Below are 26,443 nucleotides of genomic sequence, written 5' to 3' on the forward strand. Positions count from 1 at the left end.
GCAGCGACCGGATAATTCGCAGCGCCTTTTTCGTTTGATCTACCTGCCGCCCCACCAGGCGTCAGACCCCCTTAAACGTCGGGGCGGATGAAATCGCGGGTGCTTGGATCCATGATCCATAGCTCGCCGGTCGAGATATCGAACCACGCGCCGTGAAGACAGAGCTTGCCCTCTTCTTCCCGCGCCTTGATCTCCGGGAAGCTGCGCAGGTTCTCCAGCGAATTGCGGATCGAAATGCGCTCCAAGGCCGTCTGACGCTCGGCCGGTGTCATGATGTCGTTGCTCTGGATCTGTTCGGCGGCGGGCTTCAGCAAGCCCATCCATCGGCCGATGAAATCGCCTGGAGACAGTGGTTCGGCGTCGGGGTCGAGCGCGGCGCGGATGCCGCCGCAACGGCCGTGGCCCATCACGACGATATCCGAGACCTTGAGCGACAGGACAGCGAATTCAAGTGCCGACGAGGTCGCATGGAAATTACCATCCGGCTCATAGGGCGGCACCATGTTGGCGACGTTACGGATGACGAAGAGCTCTCCCGGGCCGGCATCGAAGATGATCTCCGGCGCCGAGCGGGAATCACAGCAGGCAATCACAAGGGTCGATGGATTCTGGCCGAGCTCCGCAAGATTGCGATAGCGTTTGCGCTCATCGACGTAACGCCCGCTCATGAAGTTGCGATAACCGTTCAGAAGGGTGTCGGGAAAGCTTTGCATGACATTGGATTACAGCGCAGTTCGGCCGATGGCAACTGTTGCGCTGCAAAAAGCGTTAACCACCGCAAACCGCTATTTCTTCCGCCGCTGCGCCGGGTGGACGAGGTGCCGCAACTGCACCATTGCCATCGGCGTCGACAGGCTTGTTGAATCGGCGGCGAGCGTCAGCTCATCGCTGCCGCGCTTGACGGCGCGCGCCAGCACCTCGTAAACGCTGGCCGTCGTCAGCTGCAGCGCCCTTTCCTCATCCATGCCGGAGAGCAGGCGCGAAAGGAATACGGCGGACAAGAGATCGCCAAGTCCGTTCGGCGCACCTTCGATGCTGCGATGCTCGGCAAGCAGCGCGTTTCGGCCGCTGAGATAGAGGTTTCCGATGCCGCCGGCCATCATCGGCACCGCCGAGGTCACCAGCATGCGTGACGGTCCGAGGGCAAGGGCCGCTTCCATGATGGCGTTGTTGTCCTCGAGCGGCGCGCCGGCAAGCCAGGCAAGCTCATAACGGTTCGGCGTTGCCAAGGAGGCCAGCGGGATCAGGAGATCGCGGATGGCTTCGGCCGTTGCCTCGGGCACATAGAGGCCGCCGGCATCGCCGATGACGGGATCGCAGGCATAGAAAAGATCGGGGTTCTTTTGCCGCAGGGCAGTCACCAGCCTGGCGACCGAGCGCGCCTGCGCGGCATTGCCGAAATAGCCTGAGAGAACCGCCTTCACTTCGGAAAGCCAGGGTGCGGCGATGAGATCGTCGATGGCGTGGTCGAAATCAGCCTCGCTGAAGGTCAGCCGCGTCGAGCGGCCATGGCCGGGATGCCAGGGCAGAACGATGGTCGGCAGCGCCCAGACGGGGTGCCCGAGTGTTTCCAGCGCGAAAACAGCCGCACGATTGCCGACGGACCCTCTGACGACATGGCTGGAGATGACGATAACGGCGCCGGCCGACATTTGCGACATGATGTTGCTTTCAGTTCAGGGCTTCGCACTGCATGGCGCCGTTGATGATCCCTTTCGCGCCACTCTGTCAACCGCGCTTCACAGAGTCATGAAAACCTCTGTTGACGAGCTCATTCCGCCAATTTCACGCCAATGTTCATCTGCTTTGCACCGGAAGCGCATATTCCGGCAAGATTCTTGAAAAAACGGAGCAAAATCGGTTCCAAAGCAACCAAATTCGCATTCTTTTTGCCAGTTTTTTCGCTAAACCTTCTGTTACTGTGGTCAAAATTCGAAAATCGGGAGGAATTTCATGACGCCCAAAACCAATCCGAAACGGGAAAAACAGATTGAAGCGGCACGCAAAATAGCCGCGACGGCGGGCGAGGCGCATCTCGATCCCGAAATCCTGTTCGGCCGGGCCAGCAATGACGATATGGAGCGATACACTCCGGAGATGCTGGCTCTTGCTGCCGCGCACGCGGCCAGGGAACTGGCAGCCTGGAGCGGTACCTCTCCGCGCGTCAGCATCGAGCAGGTCGCCAATATCGAGCCCGATGGCGCCGCCGTGTCGATCCTCTCGATCACCGACCACAACATGCCCTTCCTTTACGAATCGATCATGGGCGAGGTCACCAGCAGCTACCGCGACCTCCATATGGCCGTGCACCCGATCCTGGTCGTCGAGAAGGGCAAGCAGCCGGGTCTCTATTCCGCCGATCACCCGAGCGACCCTGCCCATCGCGTCAGCCATATCCAGCTTCATCTCTCGCCATTGACGGCGGCACAGGCAACGGATCTGACCAAGCGGATCCAGAGCGTGCTCGACCAGACGCACCTCACCGTTTCCGACTGGAAGCCGATGCTGTCGCGCCTTGATACGGTCATCTCGGAGCTTTCCACCTATGAGGCGGCCGGCCGCCGCAAGAGCGATCGCGACGAGGCGCTCGCCTTCCTTGCCTGGCTACGGGATGGCAACTTCACCTTCCTCGGCATGCGCGAATATGTCTATTCCGGCAAGGGCGCCAACGCCAAGGTCGAGCGCGATCGCGGCACCGGCCTCGGCATCCTCTCCAATCCGGACGTGCGCGTTCTGAGGCAGGGCAAGGACGCCGTCACCACGACGCCGGAAATCCTTGCCTTCCTCAACGGGCCGGATTTCCTGATCGTCACCAAGGCCAACGTCAAATCGATCGTCCACCGCCGCGCCTATATGGATTATGTCGGCGTCAAGCGCTTCGACGCTGATGGCAACGTCACGGGCGAGCTGCGCATCGTCGGCCTCTTCACCTCCACGGCCTATACCAGTGCCGCCGCGGAGGTGCCGCTGCTGCGCTCCAAGGTACAGAAGGTCAAGGATCATTTCGGCTTCGATCCCACAAGCCATTCCGGCCGCATGCTCGAAAACACGCTGGAATCCTATCCCCGCGACGACCTCTTCCAGATCGACACGACGCTGCTCGCGAGCTTTGCCGAGCAGATCAACGACCTGGCAGACCGGCCGCGCGTGCGCGCGCTGCCGCGCATCGACCATTTCGACCGCTTCGTCTCGGTGATCGTCTATGTCCCGCGCGAGGAATATGATTCCGTCGTCCGCGAGAAGATCGGCAACCACCTGAAGTCAGTCTATGACGGCCGCGTCTCCGCTTACTATCCGGCTTTCCCGGAAGGCGGCGTGGCGCGCGTGCATTTCATCATCGGCCGCAGCGCCGGCAAGACGCCACATATTCCGCAGGCCAAGCTCGAAGAGGCAATCCGCGCCATCACAGCCCGCTGGGACGAACGCTTCGTCATGCTGGCTGGCCCGAAGGCGCCGAACATCTCGGTCAGCCAGGCCTTCCAGGAAGCCTTCTCGCCGGAAGACGCTTTTGCCGATCTGCCTAATATCACAGCGACTGCCGGAGCCGAGCCGATCCGCATCGCCTTCTATATCCGCAAGGACGAGGCCGGCGACATTCTCTCGCTGAAGATTTTCCATGGGCAGGGCAACCTCGCGCTGTCGCGCCGCGTGCCGCTCCTCGAAAATCTCGGCTTCAACGTCATCAGCGAGCGCACTTTCGATATCTATGTCACGGCCAAGGACGGCACGACCGGCCATGTCGTGCTTCACGACATGGAGCTCGAAGCCCGCAACGGCGTGACCATCGATCTCGCACGCCATGGCGCGGCATTGGAAGAAGCCTTCCTCGCCGCCTTCGGCGGCACGATCGACAATGATGCCTTCAACCGGCTGATCGTCTCCGCCGATCTCTCCGCCCGCGAAACGAATGTATTGCGCGCCTATTCCCGCTATCTGCGCCAGGCCGGTATCGCCTATTCGCAGGATTATATCTCTTCGACGCTGGATAAATATCCGCGCATAGCCGCTTCGCTTTTCCGCCTCTTCCACGACACGCTGGATCCGAAACTCAGCGACAAAAACCGCACGAAGAAGCTTGTCGACCTGCACGCGTCCATCGAAACCGAGCTCGCCGACGTTCCAAGCCTCGACGACGACCGCATCCTGCGCCGCTACGTCAACGCCATGGACGCGACGCTGCGCACCAACTATTTCCAGAGGAACACGGACGGCACGCCGAAGGCCATGCTCGCCTTCAAGCTCGATCCGAAGCTGCTGGACGGCCTGCCTGAGCCGCGGCCCTTCCGCGAGATCTTCGTCTACGGCGTCGAAGTCGAAGGCGTGCACCTGCGCTTCGGCAAGGTGGCGCGCGGCGGCCTGCGCTGGTCTGACCGCGCCGAGGATTATCGTACCGAAGTGCTCGGCCTGGTGAAGGCGCAGCAGGTCAAGAATGCCGTCATCGTGCCAGTCGGCGCCAAGGGCGGCTTCTATCCAAAGAAGCTTCCGGTCGGCGGCAGCCGCGACGAAATCTTCAATACCGGCCGCGAGGCCTACAAGACCTATATCCGCACGCTGCTGTCGATCACCGACAATATCTCCGGCGCCGATATCATCCCGCCGGCCGATACCGTGCGGCTCGATGGCGACGACCCCTATTTCGTCGTCGCCGCCGACAAGGGCACCGCCACCTTCTCCGACACCGCCAATGCGCTGGCCCAGGAAGCCGGCTTCTGGCTGGATGACGCCTTCGCCTCGGGCGGCTCGGCCGGTTACGACCACAAGAAAATGGGCATCACCGCCCGCGGCGCCTGGGAAACCGTGAAGCGGCATTTCCGCGAGATGGATATCGATATCCAGACGACGCCCTTCAACGTCGTCGGCGTCGGCGACATGTCCGGCGACGTCTTCGGCAACGGCATGCTGCTGTCGCCGAAAATCCGCCTGCTCGCCGCCTTCGACCATCGCGACATCTTCATCGATCCCGATCCGGACATGGACAAGACGCTTGCCGAACGGCAGCGCATCTTCAACCTGCCGCGCTCGAGCTGGCAGGATTTCGACAAGTCCGTTCTGTCGAAGGGCGCCATGATCATCTCCCGCTCGGCAAAGTCGGTCACGCTGACGCCGGAAGCGGTCGCCGCCATCGGCATAGAAAAGTCGGTCGCAACGCCCTTCGAGATCATGACGGCGATCCTCAAGGCGCCGGTGGACCTGCTGTGGTTTGGCGGCATCGGCACCTATGTCAAGGCACAGACCGAAACGGATTCGGAAGTCGGTGATCGCGCCAACGATCCGATCCGCATCACAGCGGAAGAGGTCCGCGCCAAGGTGATCGGCGAGGGCGCCAATCTCGGCGTCACGCAGAAGGGCCGCATCGCCTACGGCCTCAAGGGTGGCCGCTGCAACTCCGACGCCATCGACAATTCCGCCGGCGTCAACACCTCGGACGTCGAGGTCAACATCAAGATCGCGCTTGCCAATGCCATGCACGACGACCGCCTGACGCGAGCCAAGCGCGATATCCTGCTGGCATCGATGACCGACGAAGTCGGAACCCTGGTGTTGCGGAACAACTACCTGCAATCCCTGGCGATCTCGCTGACGGAGCGCAAGGGAACCGGCAACGGCCTGGAACTCAGCCGCTTCATGAGCGTGCTGGAAGGCGCCAAGCAGCTCAACCGCAAGGTCGAGACCCTGCCCGACGATCAGACCTTCACCGAACGTTATGCCAACGGACGCCCGTTGACCCGCCCTGAAATCGGCGTGCTGCTCTCCTATGCCAAGATCGTTCTCTTCGACGCGATCGTTGCGAGCGACTTGCCTGACGATCCCTATTTCACAGCCACCCTCGGCCGCTATTTCCCGGCCAAGATGCAGCGCTCGAACGCCACGGATATCGAAAGCCATCGCCTCCGCCGCGAGATCATCGGCACGGCGCTTGCCAACGAAGCGATCAACCGTGGCGGCCCGGGTTTTGCGGTCAGCATGATGGACGCGACGGCCGCATCGGCCGCCGAAGTCGTCAAGGCGACCGTCATCGCCCGCGACGGCTTCGATCTCGACCGACTCTGGAACGATACCGACGCGCTGGATGGCAAGGTCGGCGGCCAGATGCAGAACCGCGTCTATAGCGAGATCACCGAGGTCTATACCGCGCTGACGCGCCTCCTCTTGAAGACGGGAGCCGCCAAGGGCGATATCGAGGAAACAGTTAGTCGGCTTAGTGCGGCTTTGAAGAAGCTGCGCGCCGTCTTCCTCAGCCACATCCCGGCGGATTTCGCAGCCGAGATCGCCGCCCGCGAGGCGGAATATCAGGCCGCCGGCCTGCCGGAAAAGCTGGCTTCGGAGATCGCGACGATCTACGCGCTCGTCCTCGTGCCTGAGATCATGCAGATCGCCGAACGCACCGGCGATACGCTAAACCGGGCGGCCGAAAGCTACTTCGCCGTGTCGCAGACCTTCCGCGTCGGCCGTCTGCTGCTCGCCGGCAGCCGGATCGTCACCGGCGATCACTATGAGAGCCTCGCTCTGGCGCGCAGCCTCGACCAGATCGCCGGCGCCCGCCGCGATATCGTCATCTCCGCCTTGTCCAACCATCCGAAGGACAAGCTGCCGGTTCAGGCATGGCATGCGGAGGACCGCATCCGCATCAATCGCATCGCCGAAGAACTCGGCGGCCTCAGCGAAAGCGGCGATCCCAATCTCGCCCGCATCACCGTCGCCGCCGGCCTGCTCAGCGATCTTGCGAACGGCCGGGCAAGGTGACACAGTCCGCCCCGACCCCGGTAGATGGGTGAGAGAGCAAGGGGCTGGATTTGGTGACGATCGAAATCGATAATGACGTGCCGGCAAAAGTGCCGGCACGGGGCATTTGGGGCTGGATGTTCTTCGACTGGGCGGCCCAACCCTTCTTCACCGTCGTCACCACCTTCATCTTCGGCCCCTATTTCGTCGCGCGTCTGACGGCCGATCCCGTCTCCGCGCAGACGACATGGAGCAACATGGCGACGATCTCCTCGGTGATCATCGCCATCCTCTCTCCGGTCCTCGGCTCGATTGCCGATCAATCCGGCGCCCGCAAACCATGGATCGCCTTCTTCGCCGTCATCAAGATCGCCAGCCTCTTCTGTCTCTGGGGGGCAGCACCGGGATCGCCGGTCATCTACCCGGTGATCTTCATGATCCTCGCTTCGATCTCGGCCGAATTCTCGATCGTCTTCAATGATTCGATGATGCCGCGGCTGGTCGGCAAGGATGATGTCGGCAGGCTGTCGAACGCCGCCTGGGGGCTCGGCTATCTCGGCGGCATGATTGTCCTCATTACCGTCGTTACGCTGCTCGCCGGCAATCCACAGACCGGAAAGACCATCCTCGGCCTGACACCACTCTTCGGCCTCGATGCCACGCTTGGTGAGGATGCGCGCATCACCGGGCCGATTTCGGCCGTGTGGTATCTGATCTTCATCCTGCCGATGTTCTTTTTCACGCCGGATGCCGCCCGCGGCCTGCCGCTTCGCGGCGCCGTTCGCTCGGGGCTGCGGGAACTCAAAACGACGCTCGGTGAACTGAAGCGCCGGCGCGGCATCAGCCTCTTCCTCATCGCCCGCATGATCTATCAGGATGGCGTCAACGGCCTGCTGATCCTCGGCGGCACCTTCGCGGCCGGCATGTTCGGCTGGGCGACGATCGAGATCGGCATTTACGGCATCATCCTCAACGTCATCGCCATCTTCGGCTGCTTTGCCGCCGGTTATGTCGATCGCTGGCTGGGCTCGAAGACCACCGTCGTCATCAGCCTGACATTGCTGCTTGTCGCCACCTTCGGCATCATCTCGACCGGACCGGGCTTCACGCTCTTCGGCCTTGTTCCGCTCTCGACGGTCAGCTCCGGTGGCCTGTTCGGCACGGCGGCGGAAAAGGCCTATATCGGCTACGGCCTGCTGATCGGCATCGCCTTCGGCCCCGTGCAGGCCTCCTCGCGCTCTTATCTCGCCCGCAGCGTCAGCCTTTCCGAGGCCGGCCGTTATTTCGGCATCTACGCGCTCTCCGGCCGCGCCACCAGCTTCATGGCGACACTGTTCTTCTCGCTGGTGACTTATTGGAGCGGCTCGGCCCGCCTCGGCATGGCAACACTCGTCATCTTCCTCGCCGGCGGCCTGCTGCTTCTGCTGCCGACGCCCTATCCGGCCGACAAGGCGAAGTAGGGATATCTCCCTATCGATTTAGGGATATGCCATGAGATGATTATGCCTCATGGCGAAGATGATTAGCCCTCATGGTGAGGAGGCCTGGAAGGCCGTCTCGAACCACGAGGGCGGATGTGGTGACCACTGGGGCCACCCTCGTCCTTCGACGGGCTCAGGATGAGGGTGGAATTAGCTGCCGTTTAATGCCGGAAATGGCGAACGCCGGTGAAGACCATCGCGACATTGTGCTCGTTGGCCGCGTCGATGACCTCCTGGTCGCGCATCGAGCCGCCGGGCTGGATGACAGCCGTGGCGCCCGCGGCGATCGCCGACAGCAGGCCGTCGGCAAAGGGCAGGAAGGCTTCGGAAGCGACGGCCGAACCGCGCGTCAGCGGCTCGGCAAGGCCCATGGCCTTGGCGGCTTCTTCGGCCTTGATCGCGGCGATGCGGGCGGAATCGACGCGGCTCATCTGGCCCGCACCAATACCCGCCGTCTGGCCATCCTTGGCGTAAACGACGGCGTTCGACTTCACGTGTTTGGCAACACGAAAGGCGAATTTCATGTCCTCAAGCTCCTGCGCCGTCGGCGCGCGCTTGGTGACGACCTTGAGCTCCATATCCTCGACCAGTGCATTGTCGCGGTTCTGGACCAAAAGGCCGCCGGAGACAGTCTTGGCGGTCAGGCCGGCAGCACGCGGATCGGGCAGGGCGCCGACCGAAAGCAGACGAAGGTTCGGCTTGCGGGCGATGATCGCCTTGGCTTCCTCGCTGACTTCGGGCGCGATGATGACCTCGGTGAAGAGCTTGACGATCTCTTCGGCGGTCTCAGCGTCGAGCAGGTTGTTCAGCGCGATGATACCGCCGAAGGCCGAAACGGAATCGCAGGCGAGAGCGCGCTTATAGGCTTCCACCAGGCTCGGGCCGGTGGCAACGCCGCAGGGGTTGGCATGCTTGATGATGGCGCAGGCCGGACCCTTTTCCGGCAGGAACTCGGCAACGAGCTCATAGGCAGCGTCGGTGTCGTTGATATTGTTGTAGGAAAGCTGCTTGCCCTGGAGGAGCGTCGCCGTCGAAACGCCGGGGCGGTTTTCGCCCGTCACGTAGAAGGCGGCCTTCTGATGCGGGTTTTCGCCATAGCGCATCTCTTCGCGCAGAACGCCGCCGATGACGCGGTGGCGCGGCGTGGCGATATCGAGCGCTTCGGCAAACCAGTTGGAGATCATCGCGTCATAGGCAGCGGTGCGGGCAAAGGCCTTGGCAGCCATGCGCTTGCGGAAATCATAAGTGGTCTGGCCGGCATCGGCGGAAAGCTGCGCCAGCAGCTCGGCATAATCGGCCGGATCGGTCAGCGTCGTCACATAGGCATGGTTCTTGGCCGAAGCGCGGATCATCGCCGGGCCGCCGATGTCGATATTCTCGACCGTCGTCGGATAATCGCCGCCTGCCTTGCGCACATCCTCGAAGGGGTAGAGGTTGATGACAGCCAGATCGATGCCTTCGATGCCATGCTCCTTCATCGCGGCCTGGTGCTCGGCATCGTCACGGATGGCGAGCAAACCGCCATGCACCTTCGGATGTAGCGTCTTGACGCGGCCGTCCATGATCTCGGGAAAACTCGTCACTTCGGACACATCGGTCACCGCAAGACCGGCAGCCGCGATCGCCTTGTGCGTGCCGCCGGTCGACAGCAGCCGCACGCCCTGGTCGCTGAGCGCGCGCGCCAGCTCGACGATGCCGGTCTTGTCGAAGACGGACAGAAGTGCTGTCTTCACCTTCACTTTGTCGGGAGCAGGAATTTTCTTGGAAACGACGGCCATGGGCTTTCTCCGGTCTGAAGCAATTCCAGGAAAAGTGCGCAGCGGTTTTCCGTCCGGAATTGCGAGATAACAAAAACAGAGCTGATACGCTCTGGCATGGGGAGACGAGATGTCCGGCGGAAATGGCGCGGGACGATAGAGCATGATGCCGAAAAGTGTAAGCGGTTTTCGGACGACATCATGCTCTACTTCTTTGATTGTAGAGCGGATTCAGATTTTAGGTCGATCCGACCTAAAATCATCCGGCTCTAGTGCCGCCCCGTTAGCATAGCTGACGCGCTTAGCCTATGGCCGATGGGATAAAAACCAGCGGATTTCCGCTTTTTCGGCGATCCGGAAAACGATCTCGAGCTGATCGGAAGAGCGCATGCCCGAGGGATCGGCAAAGAAGATATCTTCCGCGACAAGCACCTCGTTGCCCGGCGAGGAGAAGACCCAGGTCTCTCCATCCGGCGCGATCAGCAGCGCGGAATCCGTTTCCGTCTGCAACAGGCTGATGGAGGGGTGGATATGGAAGCGCGCCGAGGCAATGCCTTTACCCTTCGGCGGCTGTTTCCTGCCCTCCGGCACGAAGAACCGGTCGCGGCCGGCGACGATCGTGCCGCTGGCATTGAGGCTCAGCTCACGCTCGTGGGCGTAGCCGAAGGCGGAAAGATAGCCGTCATGGGCGGCTCGGACATAATCGCGCCCGTCTTCGGTCTCGGCGCGCTCGACGATGACCTTCTTGACGCCGCCGACCATGATCGGCCCTAACGATTTCGACTTGGAAAACTGAGACGACGAGGTGTCGTTGAGCGTGACGGTCGAATGCGCCGCGGTCGCTCGCGCAGCCTGTGTAAAGCGATCGCCCGCAAACTCCGGCGAACCGGAATTGATGATGAAGCGCGTTTTGCCCGATGACATTTCGAAGGAGAGACAGCCCGCATGCGCCTTGCGGCTGAGATCGGCCGAAGCGGCAGTCCCGACGTCGACGATAACGACGGCCGAACCGGCCGCCAACCGGTGATATCTGGTATGCGGCAGGGCCTTGAAAGCCTGTCCCGCCGTCTCGTCATAGCGCAGCACCGACATCAATTCGTTGGCAAGCGTCGAGGTCGCGCCGTTGAACAGCGCCAGATCACCATCCTGGTGACGAAAGAAGCGCAGCGCCGGATACATGCGGTCGATGCCGGGAATAAGCCGCACCGGCACGTCATGGCCGAGATTGACATAGGTCTGGCGCAGCGGCAGCAGATCGAGCAGCAGTTCCAGCGACGCGCGCGGATTGCGGGAGATATGGCCGCCATCCTGCAAAATCTGTCGGTCGATCTCGCGATCGAGTGCCTGACCGGCACGTTTCAGCGTAAGCGCGCTACTCGGCATGGCGACCGAGGACATGGCAAGCGCGATGCGCACGCGGAACCGGGTCACGCCATCGGGCGACGACGATACGATCCGGCGCAGAAAGCGCACATGGAAGACGAGCATCCGCATGAAACGGCGATAAAAGCCGCTGTCGGTGCCATGCAAAAGCACCGGCGAATGCGACAAGAGCGCGATCAGCCGCTGCGCCGCTATGTCAGGCGACCAGGCAAGACCGTGCAGCCGACGGCCGTGAACCGCAATCCAATCGGTGAGGATCGACCGCGCCATGGCCGAGGCCTGGTCGCTTTTCTCCGCCCGCAAATGCCGCAACCAGCGAAAATTGTGCAGCCGGGTGGCAAAGGCCAGCGACGGCAATTCGAGCGAGAAGGGCGATGCGCCCTGCGTTTCCAGAACGCGCCCGGCAAGCAGGATGCGCCCGTTCAGAAGCTCTTCGACGAAAAAGGGATCGACGCTGCGAAGATCGGTCGGCGCCACGATCAGCCGTTCCGGCACACGCATCGTGTGGCGGGTGAGACGCAATCGCGTCAACGCCGCGCGGCGCGACATCCGCCGCCATGCTTCCCGCATGTATGAACTCACTAAACCCTGCCGCAGACCTGCATATTTGCTTCTGCTTACTCTCATTATCCGTGGTTAAAAAGAGGTTACCGATATACCGATTAAGGACATATTACCGGGTTTTTTAACCTGTTCACGAAAGCTGTTGGAAATAACGCCTATTTCGTGCGTCGAAGCATGACCGCATAGAAGCCATCGAGGCCAGAGGCAAAACCTTGCGCCAGCGGTAACATATCCGGCGTCGTGCGGAAGGCTCCGAGCGGCGAAATCGCCGCTTCCAGACCTGGCCAGTCGCCCGCCGCGATCGGAACCCGTTCGACATTGTCCGTATCGGAGAGCAGGCGCGCGACCAGATCCTCGCCCTCTTCGGGATCGAGCGAGCAATTGGAAAACACCACCAGGCCGCCCGGCTTGACCAGCGTCAAAGCGTGGCGAAGCAGGCGCTCCTGCAGGGCAGCCAGCTTGGCGATATCCTCCGGCCCCTTGGTCCAGAGGACATCCGGATGGCGGCGCGTCGTTCCCGTCGAGGAGCAGGGGGCGTCGAGAAGGGCGGCATCGAAAAGTTCGTCGGGCTGATATTTGCTCATATCGGCAACGACGGTCTCGGCCTCCATGCCGAGGCGCGCCAGATTGGCGGAAAGCCTCTTCAGGCGGTTGGCGGATTGATCGAGTGCCGTGACCTTGGCACCCGCAAGAATGAGCTGAGCCGTCTTGCCGCCCGGCGCTGCGCAGAGATCCGCCACGCGCTTGCCGTCAAGCGAGCCGAAAAGCTTCGCCGGAATGCTGGCGGCGGCATCCTGCACCCACCACTCACCCTCATCGAAACCTTCAAGCGAGGGAATGGACCCTTCGAAAGCGGCAAGCCGCACGCCGCCCGTCGGCAGCACGACGCCGTTCAGCCGGCTCGCCCAGCCGCTAGCATCGGATTTCACGGTGAGGTCGATGGCCGCCGGCTCGAGCTGCGTGTCGGAAATTCTGAGCGCGGCGGCGGCGCCATAGGCCGCCTCCAGGCGGGACAGAAACCAGTCCGGCATGGCTGGCACCTTGGCGACCTGCTCGAGGATGTCCTGCTTTTCACGACCGATGCGGCGAAGAATGGCGTTGACCAGCTTGGCGAAGCGGCGATTGCGGGGATCGCGGTTGGCCTGCTCGACGGCAAGATCGACGGCGGAATGATCCGGCACGTCGAGATAAAGGATCTGCGTCGCGCCGACGACAAGCACGTGATGCAGCGCGCGGGCGCCTTCCGGCAGCGGTGAATCGAGCAGCGACGATATCGCCGCCTCGATGCGCGGCAGGTGACGCAGCGCGCTGTTCAAAATGGCGCGCACCAGCGCACGGTCGCTATCGCTGAGCGTCGTATAGGCAACGCTGCCGCCTTCGGCGTCCAGCATGCCGTCGAGCGGCGTCTTGCGGTCCAGCACGGCTCCCAGGATCTTTGACGCCGCAGCACGCGCTGCAAGGCCGGGCTTGAGCGGAGACGAATCGACCGGCCGGGATTGCTGAGGCCGCTTGCCCGATCGTTTTCCGTCTCTGTTGGAAGCGTTGTTTTTCGTGTCAGAACTCAAGACCAGGGACCCTTCGGCGGTTGCGAACCACCGCGACCCGTATTCGGCACGGAGCGCGATTTGCGCCCCGGATTAGCAGTGAAGGACGCTCCCGTCGAGCCAAAGCCGGAAGATGGCGTGATCGGCGGGGCGCTGCCGCCGCCGGAACGGGCCATTTCATGCAGCGCGGCGATGCGGTTTTCCGTGTTCGGATGCGTGGAAAACAGATTGTCCATGCGCTCACCGGAGAGCGGATTGATGATAAACATATGCGCCGTTGCCGGATGGCCTTCGGCCGCCTCGTTCGGAATATGCTCCGCACCCCGCGCGATCTTGCCGAGCGCGGAGGCAAGCCAAAGCGGATTGCCGCATATTTCTGCGCCGCGACGGTCGGCCGAATATTCGCGTGTCCGGCTGATCGCCATCTGCACCAGCATGGCCGCCAGAGGAGCGACGATCATCGCCACGAGAACGCCGACCATGCCGAGCGGATTGTTGTTGTCGCGACGGCCGCCGAAGAAGAAGGCGAAGTTACCGAGCATGGAAATGGCGCCGGCAAGGGTCGCGGTGATCGTCATGGTCAGCGTGTCGCGGTTCTGCACATGCGCAAGCTCGTGCGCCATCACGCCGGCCACTTCCTCCGGCGTCAGCGCGTGCAGCAGGCCGGTGGAGGCGGCAACGGCGGCATTTTCCGGGTTGCGGCCCGTCGCAAACGCATTCGGCTGCGGGCTGTCATAAAGATAGACCTTCGGCATCGGCAGGCCGGCATTGCGGGTAAGATCGCGGACGATGCGGAAGAATTCCGGGGCGCTGCGCTCATCCACCTCCTGCGCTCCATAGGTGGAGAGCACCATCCGGTCCGAATTCCAGTAGGAAAAGAAATTCATGCCGGCGGCGACGACGAATGCGATCAGCATGCCTGATTGACCGCCGATCAGATAGCCGACGCCCATGAACAAGGCGGTCATGAAGGCAAGCAGCATGGCTGTACGCATGAGATTCATCGAGGGGTCTCCAACACATCTGTCGTCCAAACCTTTTTCTTTGCAGCCGGACGCGCCGGAGCCGGATGATTTCAGGTCTCCTCGACCTGAAATCTGAATCCGCTCCGGAATTAAAAAAGCAGAGCATGATGTCACCCGAAAACCGTTCACACTTTTCGGCATCATGCTCTATGATTTGGCTATTCCTCCCCTCATTTCAATATTTCGGAGGTCGTGCGAGACCATGCAATCAGCAGATAACGACAATAATATCGACACCGAAGCCGGCGAAATCCCCCGCAAGCCGCTCTCGCCTGCCGCCAAGCGCGCCCTTGCCGAGGCCGAGGAGCGCCGCCAGGCGCAGGAAGCTCAGGCCCAGGCGGAGTTGCCCACCGAAATCGGCGGCCGCGGCGGCGCCGACCCCGCCCGCTTCGGCGACTGGGAGATCAATGGCCGGGCGATCGATTTTTGAATCTCGCTTCGGCAATTGCCGTGCCTGATATGGTGCGGCGACTACGGGGCCTATCTCGCCCCTGGCGGGCGAGAAAGCGATTTCACTGGTTTAGGAATTGCGATACCAAGAGCGCCGCATATTCGACGGCCTAGCGCAATTTCTAAGCCATTGAAATTGCAAGAGCGGGGGCGTTGCTTGCTGATATAGCGCTACGAAAATCAGCGCGTCCCTACCTACCCCCTCCCTTGCAAAATCTAGCACTTAGCCTTGCGGCTAAATGCTGATTTTGCTTTCCCGCCCGCTAGGGGCGGGATAGAGCAAGCGCCTAGCTCAAGCCGCATCCGGCTTGTTCTGCCTGTTGACGATCAGATCATCGACGACTGCCGGATCGGCGAGCGTCGAGGTATCGCCGAGCGCGCCGAAATCGTCCTCGGCGATCTTGCGCAGGATGCGGCGCATGATCTTGCCGGAGCGGGTTTTCGGCAGGCCGGGCGTGAACTGGATCTTGTCCGGCGAGGCGATCGGACCGATTTCAGCGCGCACGTGCTTCACCAGCTCCTGCCGCAGCGTATCCGAGCCTTCCTGGCCGACCATCAGCGTCACGTAGCAATAGATGCCCTGGCCCTTGATCGAATGCGGATAGCCGACAACGGCCGCTTCCGAGACATGCTTGTGCGACACCAGCGCCGATTCCACCTCCGCCGTGCCCAGCCGATGGCCCGAGACGTTGAGCACGTCGTCGACGCGGCCGGTGATCCAGTAATAGCCGTCCTCGTCGCGGCGGCAGCCGTCGCCGGTGAAGTACTTGCCCTTGTAGGTGGAGAAATAGGTCTGGCCGAAGCGTTCGTGGTCGCCGTAGATCGTACGCATCTGGCCCGGCCAGCTGTCGGCGATGACGAGATTGCCGTCGGCCGCACCCTCCAGCACGTTGCCCTCATTGTCGACCAGCTCAGGCTTGACGCCGAAGAAGGGCAGGGTGGCCGAGCCGGGCTTGAGATCGGTCGCGCCTGGAAGCGGCGTGATCATGTGGCCGCCGGTCTCCGTCTGCCACCAGGTATCGACGATCGGGCAGCGGCTGTCGCCCACTACCTTGTAATACCATTCCCAGGCTTCCGGATTGATGGGTTCGCCGACCGTGCCGAGCAGGCGGAGGCTGGAACGCGAGGCGCGCTTGACGAACTGATCGCCCGCCCCCATCAGCGAGCGGATCGCCGTCGGCGCGGTGTAGAAGATATTGACCTTGTGCTTGTCGATGACATCCCAGAACCTGCCCTGGTCCGGGTAGTTCGGCACGCCTTCGAACATCAGCGAGGTCGCGGCATTGGCGAGCGGCCCGTAGATGATATAGGAGTGACCCGTCACCCAGCCGACATCGGCCGTGCACCAGTAGATATCGCCCGGATGATAGTCGAACGTATATTCATGCGTCATCGCCGCATAGACGAGATAGCCGGCCGTCGTGTGCAGAACGCCCTTCGGCTTGCCGGTCGAGCCGGAGGTATAGAGAATGAACAGCGGATCTTCCGCCTTCATCTTCGCCGGCGGACAATCGGCCTTCACCTTGGCGATTGCCTCGTGATACCAGAGATCGCGGCCGGGTTCCCAGCCGACCTTGCCGCCGGTGCGGCGCACGGCGATGACGGTCTTGACCGAAACCTTCTGCCTGGCAGCGATCCCGATCGCCGTATCGGTGTTGTCCTTCAGCGGGATCGACTTGCCGCCGCGAACACCCTCATCGCAGGTAATGACAACGGTCGACTGGCAATCGACGATGCGGCCGGCGAGCGCTTCCGGCGAGAAGCCGCCGAAGACGACCGAATGCACCGCACCGATGCGGGCGCAGGCAAGCATCGCATAGGCGGCCTCCGGGATCATCGGCATATAGATGGTGACGCGGTCGCCCTTCTTGACGCCGTGCTTCTTCAACACGTTCGCCAGCCGGCAGACCTGCTCGTAGAGCTCGTTATAGGTGATCTTCTTGTCGAGATAGGGATTGTCGCCTTCCCAGATGAAGGCGACGCGATCGCCGTGCTTCTTCAGATGCCGGTCGATGCAATTATAGGAGACGTTGGTGACGCCGTCCTCGAACCACTTGATCGAGACCTTGCCGGTAAACGAGGTGTTCTTGACCTTGGTATAGGGCTTGAACCAGTCGATGCGCTTGCCGTGTTTGCCCCAGAACTTGTCGGGATCCTCGACGCTCTGCTCATACCATTTCCGGTACTTCGCCTTGTCGATCAAGGCGCGCGCCTTGACCGGCTTCGTTACAGGATGAATCCTCTCCGACATTGTTTCCTCCTCAAATCCTCACACTCCGATTTGTAACCGCGAGCGCTCTTTCCGCGCAATCAATAGCAGGTCAAACTACGACAGCAATTGGACAAAGTGCATTTCATCCGCAAAGAATTGCAATTCCGCGACACTGTCGCTATATAGAGCCGTATTTCCCGGACATTGTGGTGTTACACCCCGGACCGCGACACCGGCGCGGACTGACAGAAGGACTATATCCATGGCTCAACAATTGCTCATGCCGAAGGCAACTGCCATCTGGCTTGTCGACAATACGGCCTTGTCATTCGACCAGATCGCGCAGTTCTGCAAGCTGCACCCGCTCGAAGTGAAGGCCATTGCCGATGGCGAAGCCGCACAGGGCATCAAGGGCCTCGATCCGATCTCGACCGGTCAGTTGACGCGCGACGAAATCGCCCGCGCGGAAGGCAATCCGAACCACAAGCTGAAGCTTTCCGAGCCGAAGGTCCGCGTGCCTGAATCGAAGCGCCGCGGTCCGCGCTATACGCCGGTCTCCAAGCGCCAGGACCGCCCGAACGCCATTCTCTGGCTGGTGCGCAACCATCCGGAACTGAAGGATGCGCAGATTTCCCGCCTCGTCGGCACCACCAAGTCGACCATCGAGCAGATCCGCGACCGTACGCACTGGAACTCGGCCAACCTGGCACCGATGGACCCGGTAACGCTCGGCCTCTGCAGCCAGATCGACCTCGACATGGAAGTCGAAAAGGCCGCCAAGGGCCGTCCGCTGCCGACGGCCGCCGAACTCGGCGCCACACTGCAGCCGGCCCAGGAAACCGAAAAGCTCGGCTTCAGCTATGATCGTGACGAGCCGAAGGAAAAGGAAATCGACGCCGACGCCGTTTTCGCCAAGCTGAAGTCGCTGAAATCCACCACACCGGACGACGAAGACGACGATCAGTTCTGAGATCCGGCTACCGGACGTTATGCAAAGCCCCGGTCCTCGACCGGGGCTTTTTTGTCGGAAGACACGGGCCATCCTCGCCCTTCGAGGCTTCGGCCCCTTCGCCAAGCTCGGGACCTTCGCACCTCAGCAACCGTGTTGGTTGATCCAGGGTGTCCGTCTTCGGACGATTGTGTTGAGGATGGTTGCGAGTTTTCGCATAGCGGCGACGATGGCGACCTTTGGCGGTTTGCCGGCATCGCGCAGCCTTGCGTAGAAGGCCTTGATGGTTGGCGAACAGCGGAGGGCTGACAAGGTCGCCATGTAGAGGGCGCAGCGCACGGCGGACCGTCCACCTGCGATATGGCGCTGGCCGCGCATGGCGCCGCTGTCGTGGGCCATTGGTGCAACGCCGATCAGGGCGGCAAGTTTCTTGTCATCGATGCTGCCGAGTTCAGGGAGTTCGGCGATGAGAATGGCGGCGGTGATCTCGCCGATGCCGGGCACGGAAAGCAAAAGATCGCGCCGTTCGACCATATCGGGTTCGGTCTCGATGGCCAGGGTGATGGCCGTGTCGATGCGGGTAAGCTGCGCCTTGAAGGAGGCAAGCAGCTCGTGAATGAGGGCGGCGATATCCGCAGATGCATGTTCGAGGCGGTTCTTCTCGGCAACGGCCATGTCGATGAGTTGCCGACGGCGGGCCACCAGCGCGGCCAAGGCGATGCGGCCGTCGTCGATATGGGGGATCTGTGCCGGCCGCATCGCCTTGGCGAAGTGCAGGATGACCCGGGCATCGACCTGATCGGTCTTGGCCAATCGGCCACTGGCTCTGGCAAAATCGCGGACCTGGCGGGGATTGACGACGGCAACCGCAATACCGGCCGCCATCAATGTGCGCACCATGCGCATCTCGTAGCCGCCGGTTGCTTCGACGACGACCAGACTAGCTCCCGCGACCGCGGCTGCAAGCCCATCGCAACCTGCCGCATCATTGTTCCATCGCGCCACCGATGTGGCGCCGTCGAGCGCGACGTCAAGATAAGCCTTGGAGACGTCTATCCCGACCATAACATCCTGTGAGGCATTCATGGGTGCTCCTCCTTGCAACGCGGGCTCGAAGCCCAGCCAACCGTTCGAGCAGAAAGGATGCGACAGAGGCGCTTGCTGAGGTACGGGTTCAAGACCCAAGGATGACACGCACCTCCGTCACGCCACCCATCTTACACTATCGCCAACGTACAAGGGTGAGGATGGAGTAGGCACGTCGCATAAATAAAGCCCGCGGCCTACCGCACGAGGTCAGTTCGATATGGCATTCTGCGCCGAAGATTAGCCCTCATGGTGAGGTGCGGAGGCTCCTGAGCTTGTCGAAGGGGCCGGAGCCTCGAACCACGAGGGCGGGTGGTGGATGACTACACACATCTCCGCTCGCCCATAACGGCGTTGCTTATTATTTAATCTGGCTTCGACGAAATCTATCGCGCTCCAAAAATCGCGGAGCCAACGCGAACGCTGGTCGCGCCGAAGGCGACGGCGGTTTCGTAGTCGCTCGACATGCCCATCGAGAGTTTTTCAACGCCTGCCTGTTCGGCGAGCTTTGCGAGCAGGGCGAAATGCGGCCCCGGATTTTCGTCCGCCGGCGGAATGCACATCAGGCCCTCGACCGAAAGCCCGAGTTCCTTACGGCAAAGATCGACGAAAGCGACGGTATCATCAGGCGCGATACCGGCCTTTTGCGGCTCGAGGCCGGTATTGACCTGCACATAGAGCCTCAAAGGCTTGCCCTGTCGCTTCATTTCATCGGCGATGGCGCGCGCGATCTTTTCCCGGTCGATCGTCTCGATGACCTCGAACAGCGCCACGGCATCCGCGGCCTTGTTCGATTGCAGTGGCCCGATCAGGTGCAGCTCGATCCCTGATGTCTCCGCCTTCAGCTCCGGCCACTTGCCCTGGCTTTCCTGCACGCGGTTTTCGCCGAACACCCGCTGGCCGGCCGAAATCGCCGGGCGAATCTGATCGGCATCGAAGGTCTTGGAAACGGCAACGAGCTGCGCGGAGCCGGCCGCTCGACCGGCCTGGCGCTCCGCCGCCGCAATATGGGAACGGACTTCGTTCAGGCGCTCTTGAAGTTCCATCTTTCCGCCTCGATATTCGCGCTTGCTTCTTCAGACTTTGCAGTAACGAGGCTGATGGCCTTTGCCAAGGGCGAATGCGCCGGAATCCGGCTTTGCTTTGCAAGATAAGGCACTTGCTGCACCTGCTAAACTTGACGCTTGGGTGGTTTCGTGGTGAAGGTCACGCCTTAATCCCCATGATTTTCCGGAATGCAAGAACAGATGTCTATCGAACGTTATAATCCGCGCGACGCCGAGCCCCGCTGGCAGCAGAAATGGAACGAAGAAGAAGTCTTCGTGACCGACAACGCCGATCCGCGCGAGAAATACTACGTTCTAGAGATGTTTCCCTATCCGTCCGGCCGCATCCACATGGGCCATGTGCGCAACTATGCCATGGGCGATGTCGTCGCGCGCTATAAGCGCGCCCGCGGCTACAACGTCCTGCATCCGATGGGCTGGGACGCCTTCGGCATGCCGGCGGAAAACGCCGCGCGCGACAACAAGGTGCATCCGAAGGAATGGACCTACCAGAACATCGCCTCGATGCGCACCCAGCTGAAGGCCATGGGCCTGTCGCTGGACTGGAGCCGCGAATTCGCGACCTGCGACGTCGATTACTATCACCGGCAGCAGATGCTCTTCATCGACATGATGGAGAAGGGCCTGGTCTATCGCAAGAAATCCAAGGTCAATTGGGACCCGGTCGACAATACCGTTCTTGCCAACGAACAGGTCATCGAGGGTCGCGGCTGGCGCTCCGGTGCTCTCGTCGAGCAGCGCGAACTGACGCAATGGTTCTTCAAGATTACCGAATTCAGCCAGGAGCTGCTGGACGCGCTGGATACGCTGGACCATTGGCCGGAAAAAGTGCGGCTGATGCAGAAGAACTGGATCGGCCGGTCCGAGGGCCTGACCGTCCGCTGGGAAATCGTGGCCGAAACCGCCCCCAACAGCGATCGCGAAATCACTGTTTACACGACCCGGCCCGATACGCTGTTCGGCGCATCCTTCCTGGCGATCTCGGCCGATCATCCGCTCGCCAAGGAAGCCGCCGCCAAGGATCCGGCCATTGAAGCCTTCTGCGAGGAATGCCGCCGCGCCGGTACTTCGCTTGCCGCCCTGGAAACGGCGGAAAAGAAGGGCATGGATACCGGAATCCGCGTCCGCCATCCCTTTGACCCATCCTGGGAACTGCCTGTCTACATCGCCAATTTCGTGCTGATGGACTATGGCACGGGCGCTATTTTCGGCTGCCCGTCCGGCGATCAGCGCGACCTGGATTTCGCCCGCAAATACGGCCTGCCCGTCGTGCCCGTCGTCATGCCGAGGGAAGGCGATGCCGCAAGCTTCAGCGTTGGCGACGTCGCCTATGACGGCGACGGCGTGATGATCAATTCCCGCTTTCTCGACGGCATGGGCATCGAGGAAGCCTTCGAGACGGTGGCAACGAAGCTCTCGGAAACGAGCCTCGGCAATGCACCGCAGGCCGAACGCAAGGTGAATTTCCGCCTGCGCGACTGGGGTATTTCCCGCCAGCGCTACTGGGGTTGCCCGATCCCAGTCATCCATTGCGACGATTGCGGCGTGCTGCCTGTGCCGAAGCAGGATCTGCCGGTCAGGCTGCCCGACGACGTGACTTTCGACCAGCCGGGCAACCCGCTCGATCGGCACGCCACCTGGCGGCATGTCGCCTGCCCGCAATGCGGCAAGGATGCACGGCGTGAAACCGATACGATGGATACCTTCGTCGATTCGAGCTGGTATTTCGTCCGTTTCACCGCGCCTTGGGAAAATCAGCCGACCGACAAGGTCGCCGCCAACCACTGGCTGCCCGTCGATCAATATATCGGCGGCATCGAACACGCGATCCTGCATCTGCTCTATTCGCGCTTCTTCACCCGCGCCATGCGCGAAACCGGCCATCTCGACGTGAAGGAGCCCTTCAAGGGCCTGTTCACACAAGGCATGGTGGTGCATGAAACCTACAGCCGAGGCAATGGCCTGACACGCGAATGGGTGTCTCCGGCCGATATCAACATCGAGGAAGTGGACGGCCAGCGCCGCGCCACGCTGCTCTCGACCGGCGAGAACATCGCCATCGGCTCGATCGAAAAGATGTCAAAGTCGAAGAAGAACGTCGTCGATCCCGACGATATCATCGCATCCTACGGCGCAGATACCGCACGCTTCTTCGTGCTCTCCGATTCGCCGCCCGACCGCGACGTCATCTGGTCGGAAGCAGGTGTCGAAGGCGCCCATCGCTTCACGCAGCGCATGTGGCGCCTGGTGTCCGAAGCCGCCGACATGCTGAGGACGGTCGAACCGACTCCGGCTAAGGAAGGCGAAGCGCTGGCGATTTCGCAGATCGCCCATCGCACGCTGAAGGCGGTTCAGGGTGATTACGACAAGCTCGCCTTCAACAAGGCCGTGGCGCGGATTTACGAGTTCGTCAATGCGCTGGCGGCGCCGCTCAGCAAGATCGCAGCCGGCCAGGCCGATGCCGCCTATCGCTCAGCTGTCCGCGAAGCCGTCGAGATCCTGATTGCATTGGTCGCGCCGATCACGCCGCACCTCGCCGAAGAATGCTCGGCAGTGCTCGGCAATAGCCATATGATCGCTACCAGCGCATGGCCGGTCTACGACGAAGCTCTCGTCATCGAAAACGAGATCGTCTATCCCGTTCAGATCAACGGCAAGAAGCGCGCCGAATTGACAATCGCGCGCGATGCGGATCAGAATGCCGTGCAGCAGGCTGTGCTCGCCCTGAATGCTGTTACGAGCGCATTGAATGGTCAGGCGCCAAAGAAGATCATCGTCGTTCCACAGAGGATCGTAAACATTGTCGTCTGATAGTCTTTTCAAGTTCGCCCGCATCGCCGGCGTCGCCTCGCTTGTGGCCGTTGCCGGCCTTCTGTCCTCCTGCCAGGTTCGGCCGCTCTACGCCGTCAGCACGGGTGTCACGCAGAAGCTCTCCGAAGTTGCTTTCTCCGACGTCGGCTCGCGCGTCGGCCTGGAGGTCCGCAATCAGCTGATCTTCATTGCAGGTCGGGGCGCCGGCGAAACGAAGACACCGAAATATACCGTCGACCTCAGTGTCGCCTCCGGTACCGGAGGCGTTATCTATCTGCCGTCGTCCAGTACGTCGGCAGCAGGACGCACCACAGTGACTGCGTCCTTCACGCTGAAGGAGGCAGTCACTGGTAAGGTGCTTAAATCCGGCAGTCGCTCGGTAACGTCGCTTGTCGACTTCCCGACGCAGGAATTCGCCAAGCAGCGCGCAATCCGCGATTCGGAAGACCGCGCGGCCCGCGAAGTTGCCGAGATGGTGGCTGTCGACATCGCAGCCGCGCTCAGCCGCTGAAAAAGAGCGCGGCATGGCGGAAATCAAGTCTCACGAATTCGACGGATTCCTCCAAAATGCCGCGCGAAACTACCGCATCTTTGTCATTTATGGACCGGACCGTGGACTGGTTTCCGAACGTGCCGCGCAAATTGCCGGCAAGACCGGCGTCGACCTGAAAGACGCCTTCTCCCTTATCAAGCTCGACGTCGCGGATCTGCAGAATGATGCCGGCCGCCTGCTTGATGAGGTTAACGCCATCGGCCTGTTCGGTGGCGAGAAGCTTGTCTGGATTCGCGGTGCCGCCAACGAAAAGGCACTCATCGATTCGCTGCAGATCGTCGCCGGCAATCCTCCGGACGCCAGCTTTCTCATCGTCGAAGCAGGAGATCTCAAAAAGGGATCAGGATTGCGCAAGATTGCGGAGCCGGCTCGCAGTGTCGCTACCATTCCTTGCTATGCCGACGACGTCAGAGCTCTCAACAGCCTGATAGATACTGAGCTGGCAAATGAGGGGCTGCGTATCGCACCGGCCGCTCGTCAGACCTTGCTGGAGCTTCTCGGCGGCGATCGCATCGCGTCCCGCAACGAGGTGCGCAAGCTTGCCCTTTACTGCCGCGGCGAGGATATGATCGAGGAGCAGCACGTCATCGAGATCATCGGCGACGCCAGCGCGGTTTCCGCGGATGATGCCGTCGACGCTATCCTCAAGGGTGATTCAGAGGCTTTCCTGCGCGCCATGCAAAGGATTGCTTCATCCAAAACCCCGATGTTCCTCGTGTTGCAGGGCTGTCTGAGGCAATTTCAGATGCTTGATACGATGCGAGCGGAGATGGATGAGAAGCGGCTCGCTCCCGCTCAGGTCATGCAGACGCATGGCCGCCATCTGCATTTCCGTCGCAAGCCCGTTATCGAACAGGCACTCAGAAGCTGGACTGCGCCGGCCATCGCCCGGGAAATGAACAGATTGCAGAGCGCCATCCTTCAGACACGCCAGCGCGCCAGCCTGGAAGACACCATTGCCACCCAGACCCTGTTGGCGACCACGTTGCAATCAGCTCGGAAGGGTTAATGTTTCACGGGAAACAGCCGCGGAAATAGCGCATGGGTCCGATTGAAATCGGATCCGGCTATTCTTTGGCCGACTACAATTGCAAAGCTTGCGGGCTGCCTTCAGCGCCGCTCCAGCAGCCGACAAATCTCCTCGAGCTGCTCCAGCGTCTTGTAGCTGATCTTCACCTGGCCGCCATTGCCACGATGATTGATCGAGACGTCCAAACCGAGCGTATCGGACAGCGTGCGCTCCAGCGCCAGCGTATCGGAGTCCTTTTCATCCTTGCGGGCACCGACGGGACGGGGATCGTTCTGCGCCTTGATGTCATTCTGCGCCAGTCGCTCGGCATCGCGCACCGACATGCCCTTGGAAACAATGGTGCGGGCCAGCGAGGCCGGATCCGACGTCGACACGAGAGCACGCGCATGACCGGCAGACAGACTGCCGCCAGCAAGCATATCCCGCACCGGATCGGGCAGCTTCAGCAGTCGCAGCGAGTTGGCGACATGACTGCGGCTCTTGCCGATGATTTCGCCGAGATCGTTCTGCGTATAGCCGTGCTCGGCGATCAGCTGCTCATAACCCAGCGCCTCTTCCAGTGGATTGAGGTCGGCACGCTGGACATTTTCGACAATCGCAATTTCAAGGGCGGTCTTGTCGTCGACATCCCGGACAATGACCGGAATTTCGATCAGGCCGGCAAGCTGCGCCGCCCGCCAGCGTCTTTCGCCGGCTATGATCTCGTAACGGTCCGCCGAAATCGTGCGGGCGACGACCGGTTGGACAATGCCGTGCTGGCGGATGGAGCTGGCAAGATCATGCAGCTCGGTTTCATCGAAATAGCGGCGTGGGTTTCTGGGGTTACGGCTGATGAATTCGATCGGCACCAGACGATCCGGGTTGACGCCCGGCTTGCCCGCATCCACCGGCGTCGGCTGGTCCATCTCACCGATGAGAGCCGCCAGCCCGCGCCCGAGACGCCGCTTCGAAAGATCATCATTCATCACCGATACTCACTCTGGGACAATACTATAATATCATGCTGCAGCCTTGCGCTGCCGTTCTCTCTGGATCACTTCCGAGGCCAATTGCAGATAGGCCTGGCTGCCCGCGCATTTCAGGTCGTAGAGAATCGCCGGCTTACCATAGGAAGGCGCCTCGGACACGCGTACGTTGCGCGGTATCAACGTATGGTAGACCTTTTCGCCCAGATGGGTGCGGACATCGCTGACGACCTGCTGCGCCAGATTGTTGCGGGAATCGAACATCGTCAAAACGATCCCCTGAATATCCAGGGATGGATTGACCGTACGGCGAACCTGGTCCACCGTTTCCAGGAGCTGACTGAGACCCTCCAGTGCGAAAAATTCGCACTGCAGCGGCACCAGCACGGAATGTGCCGCCGCCATGGCATTCATCGTCAGCAAATTGAAGGACGGCGGGCAATCGACCAGAATATAAGAGAAGGCGAGGGCCTCCGATGCATTCAAAGCCCGGCGAAGCTTGAAAACGCGATCCGACTGCTGGGAAATCTCCATTTCAACACCGAGCAGATCCATCGTCGATGGCACGATGAAGAGATTCGGGACTGCCGTCTCCTGGACCGTATCCATGATCGAATGGGTGCCGACCAGCAGATCGTAGGAAGACAGCTTTCGATCCCGCCGCTCGATACCCAGACCCGTACTGGCATTGCCCTGCGGATCGAGATCGACGATCAGAACCCGCTCGCCGATCGCGGCAAGCGCAGTCGCCAAGTTGATGGCAGTCGTGGTCTTGCCGACGCCGCCCTTTTGATTTGCGATGGTAATAATCCGGTTTCGCTCGCCGATCATCTGCCGCATATC

Annotated in this window: 18 protein-coding genes; 7 read left to right on the top strand and 11 right to left on the bottom strand. The window is 61.4% G+C overall.

Translation table 11 applies throughout. From position 1 onward, the window contains the following. Positions 1-71: 71 nt before the first annotated feature. Both CCGE531_RS19450 and pdxY read right to left on the bottom strand, forming a co-directional pair. Positions 72-713 (bottom strand): carbonic anhydrase, encoded by a 642-nt coding sequence (locus CCGE531_RS19450; protein WP_120666281.1) that lies wholly within the window; start codon positions 711-713, stop codon positions 72-74. A 72-nt stretch (positions 714-785) separates the two neighbouring features. Further along, a complete protein-coding gene (gene pdxY / locus CCGE531_RS19455; protein ID WP_120666283.1) occupies positions 786-1,661 on the bottom strand; it encodes a pyridoxal kinase PdxY in 876 nt (291 codons plus the stop codon). A gap of 292 nt (positions 1,662-1,953) precedes the next feature. On the opposite strand from pdxY, the gene CCGE531_RS19460 reads away from it, so the two are divergent. Both CCGE531_RS19460 and CCGE531_RS19465 read left to right on the top strand, forming a co-directional pair. Further along, a complete protein-coding gene (locus tag CCGE531_RS19460; protein ID WP_120666285.1) occupies positions 1,954-6,744 on the top strand; it encodes an NAD-glutamate dehydrogenase in 4,791 nt (1,596 codons plus the stop codon). A 50-nt stretch (positions 6,745-6,794) separates the two neighbouring features. Beyond that, on the top strand, positions 6,795-8,183 hold the full coding sequence (locus CCGE531_RS19465) for an MFS transporter (RefSeq protein ID WP_120666287.1): 1,389 nt from the start codon (positions 6,795-6,797) through the stop codon (positions 8,181-8,183). A 182-nt stretch (positions 8,184-8,365) separates the two neighbouring features. Here the strand turns inward: CCGE531_RS19465 and purH are convergent, their stop codons facing one another. The 4 genes from purH to htpX all read right to left on the bottom strand — a co-directional run bounded on the left by purH (position 8,366) and on the right by htpX (position 14,456). After that, a complete protein-coding gene (gene purH, locus CCGE531_RS19470; protein WP_120666289.1) occupies positions 8,366-9,982 on the bottom strand; it encodes a bifunctional phosphoribosylaminoimidazolecarboxamide formyltransferase/IMP cyclohydrolase in 1,617 nt (538 codons plus the stop codon). Between the two features lie 285 nt (positions 9,983-10,267). Next, complete coding sequence (locus tag CCGE531_RS19475) at positions 10,268-11,914, bottom strand: heparinase II/III family protein (RefSeq protein ID WP_245458929.1); 1,647 nt, start codon at positions 11,912-11,914, stop codon at positions 10,268-10,270. A gap of 149 nt (positions 11,915-12,063) precedes the next feature. After that, complete coding sequence (locus tag CCGE531_RS19480; protein WP_120666293.1) at positions 12,064-13,473, bottom strand: RsmB/NOP family class I SAM-dependent RNA methyltransferase; 1,410 nt, start codon at positions 13,471-13,473, stop codon at positions 12,064-12,066. After that, positions 13,470-14,456 (bottom strand): zinc metalloprotease HtpX, encoded by a 987-nt coding sequence (htpX, locus tag CCGE531_RS19485; protein WP_120666295.1) that lies wholly within the window; start codon positions 14,454-14,456, stop codon positions 13,470-13,472. The genes CCGE531_RS19480 and htpX overlap by 4 nt, the downstream gene beginning before the upstream one ends. Before the next feature lie 223 nt (positions 14,457-14,679). On the opposite strand from htpX, the gene CCGE531_RS19490 reads away from it, so the two are divergent. After that, on the top strand, positions 14,680-14,907 hold the full coding sequence (locus CCGE531_RS19490) for a DUF1674 domain-containing protein (RefSeq protein ID WP_120666297.1): 228 nt from the start codon (positions 14,680-14,682) through the stop codon (positions 14,905-14,907). 312 nt (positions 14,908-15,219) lie between these two features. On the opposite strand, the gene acs is transcribed toward CCGE531_RS19490, so the two are convergent. Next, the gene (acs, locus tag CCGE531_RS19495) at positions 15,220-17,178 is read right to left on the bottom strand and encodes an acetate--CoA ligase (RefSeq protein ID WP_120666299.1); all 1,959 of its coding nucleotides are present in this window, start codon (positions 17,176-17,178) and stop codon (positions 15,220-15,222) included. A 223-nt stretch (positions 17,179-17,401) separates the two neighbouring features. Here acs and CCGE531_RS19500 point away from each other — a divergent pair, with 223 nt between their 5' ends. Beyond that, on the top strand, positions 17,402-18,109 hold the full coding sequence (locus tag CCGE531_RS19500) for a DUF1013 domain-containing protein (RefSeq protein ID WP_120666301.1): 708 nt from the start codon (positions 17,402-17,404) through the stop codon (positions 18,107-18,109). 123 nt (positions 18,110-18,232) lie between these two features. Here the strand turns inward: CCGE531_RS19500 and CCGE531_RS19505 are convergent, their stop codons facing one another. Both CCGE531_RS19505 and CCGE531_RS19510 read right to left on the bottom strand, forming a co-directional pair. Continuing rightward, the gene (locus CCGE531_RS19505; RefSeq protein WP_120663283.1) at positions 18,233-19,174 is read right to left on the bottom strand and encodes an IS110 family transposase; all 942 of its coding nucleotides are present in this window, start codon (positions 19,172-19,174) and stop codon (positions 18,233-18,235) included. 386 nt (positions 19,175-19,560) lie between these two features. After that, positions 19,561-20,220: a YggS family pyridoxal phosphate-dependent enzyme gene (locus tag CCGE531_RS19510; protein WP_120666303.1), complete on the bottom strand. Its 660-nt coding sequence runs from the start codon at positions 20,218-20,220 to the stop codon at positions 19,561-19,563. Between the two features lie 201 nt (positions 20,221-20,421). Here CCGE531_RS19510 and leuS point away from each other — a divergent pair, with 201 nt between their 5' ends. From leuS to holA, 3 genes are read left to right on the top strand one after another with little or no spacing between them, the layout of a single operon-like run. Beyond that, positions 20,422-23,052: a leucine--tRNA ligase gene (gene leuS / locus CCGE531_RS19515; protein ID WP_120666306.1), complete on the top strand. Its 2,631-nt coding sequence runs from the start codon at positions 20,422-20,424 to the stop codon at positions 23,050-23,052. Beyond that, on the top strand, positions 23,042-23,563 hold the full coding sequence (gene lptE, locus CCGE531_RS19520; protein WP_120666308.1) for an LPS assembly lipoprotein LptE: 522 nt from the start codon (positions 23,042-23,044) through the stop codon (positions 23,561-23,563). Before leuS ends, lptE begins: the two co-directional genes overlap by 11 nt. Positions 23,564-23,576: 13 nt before the next feature. Further along, on the top strand, positions 23,577-24,614 hold the full coding sequence (gene holA, locus CCGE531_RS19525; RefSeq protein WP_120666310.1) for a DNA polymerase III subunit delta: 1,038 nt from the start codon (positions 23,577-23,579) through the stop codon (positions 24,612-24,614). A gap of 101 nt (positions 24,615-24,715) precedes the next feature. Here the strand turns inward: holA and CCGE531_RS19530 are convergent, their stop codons facing one another. Both CCGE531_RS19530 and CCGE531_RS19535 read right to left on the bottom strand, forming a co-directional pair. Beyond that, entirely contained in the window at positions 24,716-25,600 is an 885-nt protein-coding gene (locus CCGE531_RS19530) for a ParB/RepB/Spo0J family partition protein (RefSeq protein ID WP_120666312.1), read from the bottom strand. Positions 25,601-25,633: 33 nt separating this feature from the next. Further along, entirely contained in the window at positions 25,634-26,431 is a 798-nt protein-coding gene (locus tag CCGE531_RS19535) for a ParA family protein (RefSeq protein WP_120666314.1), read from the bottom strand. Positions 26,432-26,443: the final 12 nt, after the last annotated feature.

The organism is Rhizobium sp. CCGE531 (assembly GCF_003627795.1).
Taxonomy (GTDB): Bacteria; Pseudomonadota; Alphaproteobacteria; order Rhizobiales; family Rhizobiaceae; genus Rhizobium.

Coding starts and splice junctions, on each gene's coding strand:
- CCGE531_RS19460 (WP_120666285.1), top strand. CDS start 1,954: ATGACGCCCAAAACCAATCCGAAACGGGAAAAACAGATTGAAGCGGCA.
- CCGE531_RS19500 (WP_120666301.1), top strand. CDS start 17,402: ATGGCTCAACAATTGCTCATGCCGAAGGCAACTGCCATCTGGCTTGTC.
- acs (WP_120666299.1), bottom strand. CDS start 17,178: ATGTCGGAGAGGATTCATCCTGTAACGAAGCCGGTCAAGGCGCGCGCC.
- purH (WP_120666289.1), bottom strand. CDS start 9,982: ATGGCCGTCGTTTCCAAGAAAATTCCTGCTCCCGACAAAGTGAAGGTG.
- holA (WP_120666310.1), top strand. CDS start 23,577: ATGGCGGAAATCAAGTCTCACGAATTCGACGGATTCCTCCAAAATGCC.
- CCGE531_RS19535 (WP_120666314.1), bottom strand. CDS start 26,431: ATGATCGGCGAGCGAAACCGGATTATTACCATCGCAAATCAAAAGGGC.
- leuS (WP_120666306.1), top strand. CDS start 20,422: ATGTCTATCGAACGTTATAATCCGCGCGACGCCGAGCCCCGCTGGCAG.
- CCGE531_RS19450 (WP_120666281.1), bottom strand. CDS start 713: ATGCAAAGCTTTCCCGACACCCTTCTGAACGGTTATCGCAACTTCATG.
- CCGE531_RS19475 (WP_245458929.1), bottom strand. CDS start 11,914: ATGCGGGAAGCATGGCGGCGGATGTCGCGCCGCGCGGCGTTGACGCGA.
- CCGE531_RS19490 (WP_120666297.1), top strand. CDS start 14,680: ATGCAATCAGCAGATAACGACAATAATATCGACACCGAAGCCGGCGAA.
- CCGE531_RS19530 (WP_120666312.1), bottom strand. CDS start 25,600: ATGAATGATGATCTTTCGAAGCGGCGTCTCGGGCGCGGGCTGGCGGCT.
- CCGE531_RS19505 (WP_120663283.1), bottom strand. CDS start 19,174: ATGAATGCCTCACAGGATGTTATGGTCGGGATAGACGTCTCCAAGGCT.
- htpX (WP_120666295.1), bottom strand. CDS start 14,456: ATGAATCTCATGCGTACAGCCATGCTGCTTGCCTTCATGACCGCCTTG.
- pdxY (WP_120666283.1), bottom strand. CDS start 1,661: ATGTCGCAAATGTCGGCCGGCGCCGTTATCGTCATCTCCAGCCATGTC.
- CCGE531_RS19510 (WP_120666303.1), bottom strand. CDS start 20,220: ATGGAACTTCAAGAGCGCCTGAACGAAGTCCGTTCCCATATTGCGGCG.